Genomic DNA, 9680 nt, shown 5'->3' on the forward strand with positions numbered 1-9680 from the left:
CATCCGATCAGATGGAATCATCTGATCGGATAAAGATGCTCTAATTATCAACAAGATAGAGCACGACATCCGATCCGGATGGATCGGAACGTGCTCTAGACCGCGTCATTGACCGCGCGCCGCCGCATCGGCTTTATGCTCGGTCATGGATCTGGCTTCCCCGCGCCCCGAACCCGCCGCCTGTGCCGATGCGGAACCCGGCCCCTGCGTCCTCACCCGCCCGCCGCGCCAGGCCGCCCCGGTCGTCGTCGCCTCGCCGCATTCCGGCAGCGCCTACACGCCCGATTTCCTCGCCCTCTCCCGGCTGGATGCCCGCGCCCTGCGCAAGAGCGAGGACTGCTTCGTCGATGAGCTGTGCGCCGGCGCACCCGTCCTCGGCCTGCCGCTGCTCGCCGCCCGCTTCCCCCGCGCCTGGTGCGACGTCAATCGCGAGCCCTGGGAACTCGACCCGGCGATGTTCGAGGATCAGCTGCCGTCTTATGTGAATGCCACGAGCCCCCGCGTCGCCGCCGGCCTCGGCACCATCGCCCGCGTCGTCGCCTCCGGCGAGCCGATCTATCGCGGCAAGCTCCGCTTCGCCGAGGCGCAGGCCCGGATCGAGACCTGCTGGCGCCCCTATCACGCCGCCCTTGCCGGGCTGATCGCCGAAACCCGCGCCGCCTTCGGCGCCTGCCTCCTGCTCGACATCCATTCGATGCCGCGCCTGCCCGGCATCGCCCACGGCCACGGGCCTGACATCGTGGTGGGCGACCTGCATGGCGCCGCCTGCGCCCGGCCGATCGTGCACCTCGTCGAACAGACCCTGCGCGGCGAGGGCTTCACCCTCCGCCGCAACGATCCCTATGCCGGCGGCTACGTCACCCGCCACTATGGCCGCCCGCGCGAGCACGTCCATGTCGTGCAGATCGAGATCGCCCGCGCCCTCTATATGGACGAGGCCGAACTCCGCCGCGGCCCCGGCTTCGCCGCGCTGCGGTCAAGCCTGACGAACCTGTTCTCGACCCTCGCCACGGCGATCCCCGCGCTGCTCTGATTATCGGTCTGACAGAGCCCGGATCTGCGCGAGCCGCCGGTAGAGCGTGTTGCGGCTGATGCCGAGCCGCCGCGCCGCCCGGCTCATGTTCCCGCCCGCCGCCTCGATCGCGCGCAGGATGATCTGGTCCGCCCCTTCGCGCAGCGACGCCGCCCCCTCGCGCAGCGATACCGCCCCGCCGGACAAAACGTCCCCGTCCTCGCAATTCCCCTCCGCATCGCCTGCATCCGCCCCGCCGCGCAGCTCCTCGGCGATATCGTCCGGCAGATGCTCCCAGCCGATCTCCTCCTCCTCCGGATCGCACATCGACTGGCCGATCCGCAGCACATTGGCGAGCTGGCGGATATTGCCCGGCCAGTCATAGGCGCCGAAGGCCGCGCGCAATTCCGGCGCGAGGCGCCGCCCGGCCTCGCCCTCGCCGCCGAGAATCCGCCCGACCAGCGCGTCGAGATCGGCGCGACGGCGCAGCGGCGGCAGGGTGATGCCGAGCCCGTTGATCCGGTAGAACAGGTCGGCGCGGAACCGCCCCTCCGCCACCGCCCGCCGCAAGTCGCGGTTGGTGGCGCAGAGCAGGGTGAAATCCACCGCCACCGGCTTGCCGCCCAGCGGCGTCACCACCCGTTCCTCCAGCACCCGCAGCAGCCGCGTCTGCAGTGCGAGCGGCATGTCGCCGATCTCGTCGAGGAACAGCACACCCCCCGCCGCCTCGCGGATGCGCCCCGCCGCCCCCTCGCGCCGCGCCCCGGTAAAGGCGCCGGGCGCGTAGCCGAACAGCTCCGCCTCGATCATCGTCTCCGGCAATGCCGCGCAGTTGACGGCGACGAACGGCCCGCCCCGCCGCGGCCCCGAGGCGTGGATCGCCCGCGCCATCACGTCCTTGCCCACGCCGGTCTCGCCATGGATCAGGATCGGGATCGCCCGCCCCAGCGCCCGCCGCGCCTGGCCGATCGCCCGTGCCACCAGCGGATCGCCGGTCTCGAGTGCGGCCAGCGCGTCGCTCGGCCAGATCGTCGTCCCCCGCGGCGCCCGCGGCCGCAGCGGCATCTCGACGCGCAGGAACATCCGCCGCCCGCCCGGCCCGCGCAGCTCCATCGCCTCGCCGCCGCACCGCCGCTCCCGCGCCAGCAGCGCGTCCAGCGTATCGTGAAACACCGAACTCACCGGCGCGACCCCGAGATCCGCCCGCCGCAACCCGAGCATCTCCATCGCCACCCCGTTCGCCCCGCGCAGCGTCCCGTCGGCCGCGAGCGCGAGCACCGCCTCGCCCGGCGTGCCGATCCCCTGCCGCGCCGCGTGAAACCGCAGCTTGATGTCACGCAGATGTGACATCTCGAACATCCGCGTCTCGATCATCTGCGCCGCCGCCCGCACCAGCCCGAAGGTGTGCGGATGATACACCCGCTGGTCGCAGGAAATATCGATCACGCCGAGCAGCTCCCCGGTCGAGGCGATCAGCGGCGACGCCGCGCAGGCGAGGAAATTGTTCCGCTCCAGGAAATGCTCGGCGCCATGCACCACCACCGGCGCCGCCTCGATCAGCGCGGTGCCGACCGCGTTGGTCCCCCGGTCCGCCTCCGCCCAGCTCGCCCCCGGCAGCAACGCCACCCGCGCCGCCCGCCCGGTGAAGCTCGCATCGCCGACCGCATCGAGCAGGAAACCATCGCCGTCGGAGAGCAGCACGATGCAGCCCGAATCGCGGATCTGCCCGTAGAGATAGTCGATGATCGGCCGCGCCCGCACCGCGAGGTCCGACACCCGCTCCCGCGCCTCGCGCAGCTCCGCGCCGCACAGATGCGGTGCCTCCCGCGCGCCGAGATCCGGCGCGAGCCCGGCGCTGACGCAGCGCTGCCACGAGCGCGCGAGCAGCGCGTTCGGCGCCGCTCCTTGCAGCCCGGCCGAGAGACGCTCCTTGCCCTCCCGCAACCGCGCCGTCCTGTCGTCTCGATATGCGGAATGATGGTCCATGCGCGTAGCCCGCCCTGCGTTTCCTCGAGTGTCGCGGCGTGGTCTGTCGCCCGCCGTCATGTTTGCCTGACACTAGGCCCCGCTGTCGGGCGGCGCAACGCAACAATGCGACACGTCCCGTTTTGGGACAGTGTCCCCGATCGGGACGTCCCGCCGCCCCCGTATCGCCGGGCGCGGCGCGGTAAATCATCGGGCGCGGCGCCGCAAACCCCGCGCGCCGGGCCGCATCCGCGCGTTGGCACGGCGCTTGCTCATCATCCTCACGAAACAATCAGCGCGGCCCGTCCCGAGGCCGCCAGAAGGAGGACCAGACCATGCCCGACGGCGCCATCCGTCCCTCGCCCGGAATCGCTCCCGGCGGATTCACCTTCAAGCCCCGCTATGACAATTTCATCGGCGGCCGCTTCATCGCCCCGCTCGAGGGCCGCTACTTCGCCAACGTCACCCCGGTCACCGGCCACGCCTATACCGAGGTCGCCCGCTCCGGCGAGGCGGACATCAACCTCGCGCTCGACGCCGCCCACGCCGCGGCGGATGCCTGGGGCCGCACCTCGGCCGCCGATCGCGCGTTGATGCTCAACCGCATCGCCGACCGGATGGAGGAAAACCTCGCCCTCCTCGCCTATGTCGAGACGATCGACAACGGCAAGCCGATCCGCGAGACCACCGCGGCCGACATCCCGCTCGCCATCGACCATTTCCGCTATTTCGCCGGCTGCATCCGCGCCCAGGAAGGCTCGCTGTCGGAAATCGACCACAACACCGTGGCCTATCATTTCCACGAGCCGCTCGGCGTGGTCGGCCAGATCATCCCCTGGAACTTCCCGATCCTGATGGCGGTCTGGAAGCTCGCCCCCGCACTCGCCGCCGGCAATTGCGTCGTCCTCAAGCCCGCCGAGCAGACCCCGGTCAGCATCCTCGTCCTCGTCGAGCTGATCGCCGATCTGCTGCCCCCCGGCGTGCTCAACGTGGTCAACGGGTTCGGCCTCGAAGCCGGCAAGCCGCTCGCCTCCTCGCCGCGCATCGCCAAGATCGCCTTCACCGGCGAGACGACGACGGGCCGGCTGATCATGCAATATGCCAGCCACAACCTGATCCCGGTCACGCTGGAGCTGGGCGGCAAGTCGCCCAACATCTTCTTCGCCGACGTCGCCGCCGAGGATGACGACTTCCTCGACAAGGCGCTGGAAGGCTTCGCGATGTTCGCGCTGAACCAGGGCGAGGTCTGCACCTGCCCCTCGCGCGCGCTGATCCATGAAAGCCTCTACGACCGCTTCATAGAGCGCGCCGTCCCCCGCGTGCAGGCGATCCGCCAGGGCAGCCCGCTCGATGCGGCGACGATGGTCGGCGCCCAGGCTTCCAGCGAGCAGGTCGAGAAAATCCTGTCCTATCTCGACATCGGCCGCCAGGAAGGTGCCGAAGTGCTCACCGGCGGCGGCCGCGCGGCACTTGGCGGCGAACTGGCCGACGGGTTCTACATCCAGCCCACCATCTTCCGCGGCCATAACCGGATGCGGATCTTCCAGGAAGAAATCTTCGGCCCCGTCGTCTCGGTGACGACGTTCAGGGACGAGGACGAGGCGCTCGCCATCGCCAACGACACGCTCTACGGCCTCGGCGCCGGTGTATGGACGCGCGATGCCAGCCGCGCCTATCGCTTCGGCCGCAACATCAAGGCCGGCCGCGTCTGGACCAATTGCTACCACCTCTACCCGGCGCACGCGGCCTTCGGCGGCTACAAGCAATCCGGCATCGGCCGCGAAACCCACCGGATGATGCTCGACCACTACCAGCAGACCAAGAACATGCTGGTCAGCTACGACCCGAAGAAGCTCGGCTTCTTCTGATCATGACCGGACCGGACCCCATGCCGCGCGTGATCGCGACGCCATCGACCCTCGCGCTGATCGCCGAACTCACGGCGCGGCACGGCCCGGTCCTGTTCCACCAGTCGGGCGGCTGCTGCGACGGTTCGGCGCCGATGTGCTTCCCGCAGGCGGATTTCGTCGTTTCCCCGGACGATGTCTGCCTCGGGATCATCGGCGGCGCGCCGTTCCATATCGGCGCGTCGCAGTTCGAATACTGGCGTCACACCCAGCTCGTCATCGACGTCGTCGCCGGCATCGGCGGCATGTTCTCGCTCGACAATGGCACCGGGCTGCGCTTTCATGTGCGCTCGCGGCTGTTCCCGACCGAGGACGCCGCGGCAACCGTCGCCGCCGCCGCCCCGGCTCCCCAAGCCTGCCGGCGCGCAGAAGCGCCGCTCTTTGAAACCCACCACAACACCAGAAACTCTTAGGGAGACCTTCATGAAATCACGACTCGCCAGAACCGGAACCGCGCTGCTCGGCGCGCTTGCCGGCACGCTGCTCGCCGCCGGCGCCGCCTCGGCCCAGCCCGCCTATCCGAGCGTCACCCAGGCCCAGCTCGACAATGCCTCCTCCTCCAACGGCTGGCTGATGTACAACCGCAGCTACGCCGGCGACGATTACGCGCCGTTCTCCCAGATCAACACCAAGAACGTCGCCTCACTGAAAACCGTGTGGTCGTCTGCGAAAATCGACATCCCCGACGGTTTCGAAGGCACCCCGATCGTCAATGGCGACTACATGTTCGCCACCACCCCGCTCGATCACCTCATCGCCTTCAACGCCAAGACCGGCCAGAAACTCTGGGAATATGACTACGATCTTCCCAAGACCGCGCTGAAGACCGTCTGCTGCGACACCAACAATCGCGGCGTCGCCGTCTATGGCAACGAAGTCTTCATGGGCACGCTGGACAATCACGTCCTCGCCTTCGATGCGAAAACGGGCAAGGTGCTGTGGAACGTCGAGCTCGAAAAGCCGGGCGTCGGCTACTCGATCTCCGCGGCCCCGCTGGTCGTTGACGGAAAAGTGATCATCGGCGCCGGCGGCGGCGAATACGGCGCCCGCGGCTTCATCGTCGGGCTCGACGCGCTGACCGGCAAGCTGCTCTGGAAAACCCACACCATCCCCTCGCCGACCGAGCCCGGCGGCAAGACCTGGCCGGCCGGCGCCTACAAGCATGGCGGCGGCAGCCCGTGGATGACCGGCACCTACGATCCCAAGACCAAGGAAGTCTTCTGGGGTGTCGGCAACCCGGGTCCGTGGCTCGCCTCGATGCGCCCCGGCCACAACCTCTATTCCGACAGCGTGATCGCGATCGATCCCAACACCGGCGCGATCAAGTGGCACTACCAGTACACCCGCAACGATACCTGGGACTATGACGGTGTGAACACTGCCCAGCTCGCCGACATCACCGTGAAGGGCAAGCATTACCACGCCCTCGTCGAGGCCAACCGCAACGGCTATTTCTATGCCATCAACCGCGAGAACGGGAAGCTGATCTACGCCGTGCCCTTCGTGCACGACATCTCGATCACCGGGATCAAGGATGGCCACGCCGTCAACAACCCGAAGGTCCAGCCCGCGCTCGACAAGCAGATCTTCACCTGCCCGAGCTTCCTCGGCGGCAAGAACTGGTGGCCCGGCGCGGTCGATCCCGCGACCAACATGGCCTATGTGCCGACGCTGCACGCCTGCATGACGATGAAGGGCGCGCCGGTCAGCTACGCCGCGGGCCTGCCCTATCTCGGCGAAACCTTCGAGATGAAGCCCGACCCCGCCTCGCCGCACCACATGGGCTCGATCCAGGCGATCGATCTGTCCACCGGCAAGCAGGTCTGGCAGCACCGCACGAAGGAGCCCTGGGATGGCGGCGCGATGGCGACCTCCGGCGGCCTCGTCTTCTCCGGCACGACCGACGGGCATCTCTACGCCTTCAACGCCAAGACCGGGAAAATCCTCTGGAAGAGCCCCTATCTCGGCTCCGGCGTGATCGCCAACCCGATCTCCTACACGCTCGACGGCAAGCAATATGTCGCGGTCTGGTCGGGCTGGGGCGGCGTGTGGCCGCTGTGGTCGGGCAAGCTCGGCGCCTCGCTCGCCAAGGCGCCGCGCGGTGGCCAGCTCCACGTCTTCGCGCTCAATGGTTGATCGTCGTTCACCCCGGCCGCTGCTGCGGCCGGGTCTTCGCCTCGTGATCCGGCCGCTTTTGCGGCCGGGTCTTCTCCGCACCGCCCTGGCAGCGCTCCTGCTCGCGGCCGGCGGCATCGCCCCGGCGCTCGCCTCGTCCGGCCCCTCGGTCTGCATCGACCGGGCCAATCCGCTGCAATCGGTCGATCGCGCGCTCATCGCCGCCATCGGCCGGATCGAGGGCAGCGCGCCGCGCATCGTCAGCATCGACACGCGCGATGGCTCCGATGCGCTGAACGCCAAGAAACCCAGCTTCTTCGCCGGGCTGGTCAGGCGCTGCGACCTCGTGATGGGCTTCCCGGTCGAGACCCTCCATCCCGCGCTGCCGCAAGGCGTCGCCGCGACGCACCCCTATCTGCGCACCGGCTTCGTCATCGCCGGCGAAACCGCGCCGCCCGCCTTGGCGCAGCTCGCGCCGGGCACAAAAATCGGCGTCGTCTACCTCACCGTGCCAACCACCTATTTCAGCACCGGCCCCGGCGCGCATCTCGCCCAGCACCAGTATTCCACGCCCGCGAGCGTGCTCGCCGCCCTCGGCCGGCACGAGGTCGCCTACGCCCTGCTCTGGCAGCCGCTGCTCGAACAGGCGCTGGCCCGGCACCACATGACCATCCACCAGCGCGCCCTGCGCCAGCCGCACGCGAACTGGTCGGTCGTCGCCCTCCACGCGCCGACGCAGGCCGGCCGCGCCGCCGCGCGCCACTTCGATGCCGCACTCGCCCGCCTCGCGAAAGCCGGAACCCTGGCCCGCCTGGTCGCCCCCTATTACACGCCCTGACGCCTTCCGCTCGAAAGGACTACCCCGATGCTCCAACGCCTCTCCCGCTCGCTGCGCCGCCCGCACGCCCGCCTGCTCACCCGCCTGCTCACTGGCCTCGCCGCCGCTGCCGGCAGTGTCGCTCTCGCCGCCGCGGCGCCGCTGCCCGCGCTCTACACCGCGTCCCAGGCCACCGCCGGCCACGCCACCTTCGAAGCCCATTGCTCGATGTGCCACGGCAAGAACCTGGAAGGCATCAGCGGCCCGGCCCTGATCGGCCAGGGCTTCGCCAGCGCCGCGAACAACTACACCGTCGCCGCGATCTTCGACGAGTTGTCCCAGCAGATGCCCGCCGGCGCCCCCGGCAGCCTGTCGCACAAGGATTATGCCGACATCATGGCCTTCATCCTGAGCAAGAACGGCTACCCCGCCGGCAGCACCGCGCTCACCTACGCCGCCGCCGGCGCCTCGACGGCGAAGCTGGTCTCCCAGGTCAAGTAAAAGCCGGGTAACCCCCGCACCAACCCGGCATAACGGCGCGCCCACGTTGCGCGCCGTTTTTTCTGCTCCCACGCGCCCGCGTTGCGCGCCGTTTTTTCTGCTCCCACGCGCCCGCGTTGCGCGCCGTTTTTTCTGCTCCCACGCGCCCGCGTTGCGCGCCGTTTTTTTGCTCCCGCGCGCCCGCGTTGCGCGCCGTTTTTTCTGCTCCCACGCGCCCGCCGCCTGTTCCGGTGCCGTCATCCTCTGTCACCGAGTCTTACAATTTTTCATCCCATTCCTGAAAATATTAATATATATTGATACGAGATCGAAAGATCGTAACATTTCTTCAATTCAGGTGAGTGATCCGGTTTCCGCAATCATCAAAGGTGAGCCGACATGCAACGGAATGATATGGAGCAGGAGCGCGGCGAGCAGCCGTTTGTCCCCTTTCTCGCCCGTACGCACGAGCGACCCCGGCCGCAACCCGTCCCGCTGCCGCGCCCTGCCGCCCGCGCGCGGGTCGGCCTCGTCGATTCCTCGCGGCTGACGCGCGAATGCCTCGCCGGCGCGCTCGGCGCGGCGGGCGGCGATTTCGCGGTGCAGGGCTTTACCACCGCCGCCGAATGCATCGGCGCTGCGGCGGCCGGGTTCGACCTGCTGCTCTGCCATGCCCATGGCGAGGGCAGGGCGGCGATGCCGGTGCTCGACGATATCGGCGCGCTCCATTCCGCCTGCCCCGATACGCCGATCGTCGTGCTGCACGATTCCGCCGAACCGACCGATCCGGCCTTCGTCCGCCGCCTCTTCGTCGAGGGCGCGCAAGGCTTCGTCCCCACCAGCCGGATCGGCCTGCCGCTCGCCGCGGCGGCGCTGCGCTTCGTCCAGGCCGGCGGCCAGTTCGCCCCTGTCGAACTCCTGCTCGACGATGCGTCCGACCGTCCCCCCGCCGCCCTGGCCGACGGCGATTTCCTCACCCCCCGCCAGCGCCTGGTGTTTTCCTATCTCCGCCGCGGCAAGGCCAACAAGATCATCGCCTACGAGCTTGGCGTGAGCGAAAGCACGGTGAAGGTCCACATCAAGAACATCATGCGCAAGATCGGCGCGACCAACCGCACCGAGGCGGTCTACAAGGCGCAGACCGCCCTGCCGCACGCCTGACCCGCGCGCCGGCGCGGCTTGCAGCATCATCTGATCAGATCGACTCACCTGATCGGATGATGCTCTGCCATATTGATAATAAGAGCATCTTTATCCGATCAGGTGAGTCCATCTGGTCGGAACGTGCTCTAGGCTCTGGACTCAACTGATCCAAGATGTGACGGCGAGGACAAGGCAAATACCAGCGAGGAAATTTCGTGCGGTTTTGTCATATCGTGTGGCG

General features: G+C 68.5%; 8 protein-coding genes. 7 read left to right on the plus strand and 1 reads right to left on the minus strand.

The features are described from left to right. The first annotated feature begins 145 nt into the window (after positions 1-145). Positions 146-1033: an N-formylglutamate amidohydrolase gene (locus tag B7Z76_RS14920; protein ID WP_174504249.1), complete on the plus strand. Its 888-nt coding sequence runs from the start codon at positions 146-148 to the stop codon at positions 1031-1033. On the opposite strand, the gene B7Z76_RS14925 is transcribed toward B7Z76_RS14920, so the two are convergent. After that, positions 1034-2998, minus strand: coding sequence for a sigma-54-dependent Fis family transcriptional regulator (locus B7Z76_RS14925; protein ID WP_174504250.1), 1965 nt, complete (start codon positions 2996-2998; stop codon positions 1034-1036). It abuts the gene before it with no gap. Between the two features lie 314 nt (positions 2999-3312). On the opposite strand from B7Z76_RS14925, the gene adh reads away from it, so the two are divergent. The 6 genes from adh (at position 3313) to B7Z76_RS14955 (ending at position 9457) form a co-directional block, all read left to right on the plus strand. Continuing rightward, positions 3313-4845 (plus strand): aldehyde dehydrogenase, encoded by a 1533-nt coding sequence (gene adh / locus B7Z76_RS14930; protein ID WP_291344964.1) that lies wholly within the window; start codon positions 3313-3315, stop codon positions 4843-4845. Between the two features lie 2 nt (positions 4846-4847). Then, positions 4848-5297 carry a DUF779 domain-containing protein gene (locus B7Z76_RS14935; protein WP_291344965.1) on the plus strand — a complete coding sequence of 150 codons (450 nt, stop codon included), beginning with the start codon at positions 4848-4850 and terminating at the stop codon, positions 5295-5297. A gap of 10 nt (positions 5298-5307) precedes the next feature. Next, a complete protein-coding gene (locus tag B7Z76_RS14940; protein WP_174504251.1) occupies positions 5308-7020 on the plus strand; it encodes a methanol/ethanol family PQQ-dependent dehydrogenase in 1713 nt (570 codons plus the stop codon). A gap of 43 nt (positions 7021-7063) precedes the next feature. Next, positions 7064-7837 (plus strand): hypothetical protein, encoded by a 774-nt coding sequence (locus B7Z76_RS14945; protein WP_291344966.1) that lies wholly within the window; start codon positions 7064-7066, stop codon positions 7835-7837. A gap of 27 nt (positions 7838-7864) precedes the next feature. After that, entirely contained in the window at positions 7865-8317 is a 453-nt protein-coding gene (locus B7Z76_RS14950) for a c-type cytochrome (protein WP_174504252.1), read from the plus strand. 378 nt (positions 8318-8695) lie between these two features. After that, positions 8696-9457 carry a response regulator transcription factor gene (locus B7Z76_RS14955; protein WP_291344967.1) on the plus strand — a complete coding sequence of 254 codons (762 nt, stop codon included), beginning with the start codon at positions 8696-8698 and terminating at the stop codon, positions 9455-9457. The last annotated feature ends 223 nt before the right edge of the window (positions 9458-9680 follow it).

It is taken from the genome of Acidiphilium sp. 20-67-58 (assembly GCF_002255515.1).
Taxonomy (GTDB): Bacteria; Pseudomonadota; Alphaproteobacteria; order Acetobacterales; family Acetobacteraceae; genus Acidiphilium.

Bases quoted from the DNA above. Each gene is read 5' to 3' on its own strand.
- B7Z76_RS14920 (WP_174504249.1), top strand. From the start codon at position 146: ATGGATCTGGCTTCCCCGCGCCCCGAACCCGCCGCCTGTGCCGATGCG.
- B7Z76_RS14925 (WP_174504250.1), bottom strand. From the start codon at position 2,998: ATGGACCATCATTCCGCATATCGAGACGACAGGACGGCGCGGTTGCGG.
- adh (WP_291344964.1), top strand. From the start codon at position 3,313: ATGCCCGACGGCGCCATCCGTCCCTCGCCCGGAATCGCTCCCGGCGGA.
- B7Z76_RS14935 (WP_291344965.1), top strand. From the start codon at position 4,848: ATGACCGGACCGGACCCCATGCCGCGCGTGATCGCGACGCCATCGACC.
- B7Z76_RS14940 (WP_174504251.1), top strand. From the start codon at position 5,308: ATGAAATCACGACTCGCCAGAACCGGAACCGCGCTGCTCGGCGCGCTT.
- B7Z76_RS14950 (WP_174504252.1), top strand. From the start codon at position 7,865: ATGCTCCAACGCCTCTCCCGCTCGCTGCGCCGCCCGCACGCCCGCCTG.
- B7Z76_RS14955 (WP_291344967.1), top strand. From the start codon at position 8,696: ATGCAACGGAATGATATGGAGCAGGAGCGCGGCGAGCAGCCGTTTGTC.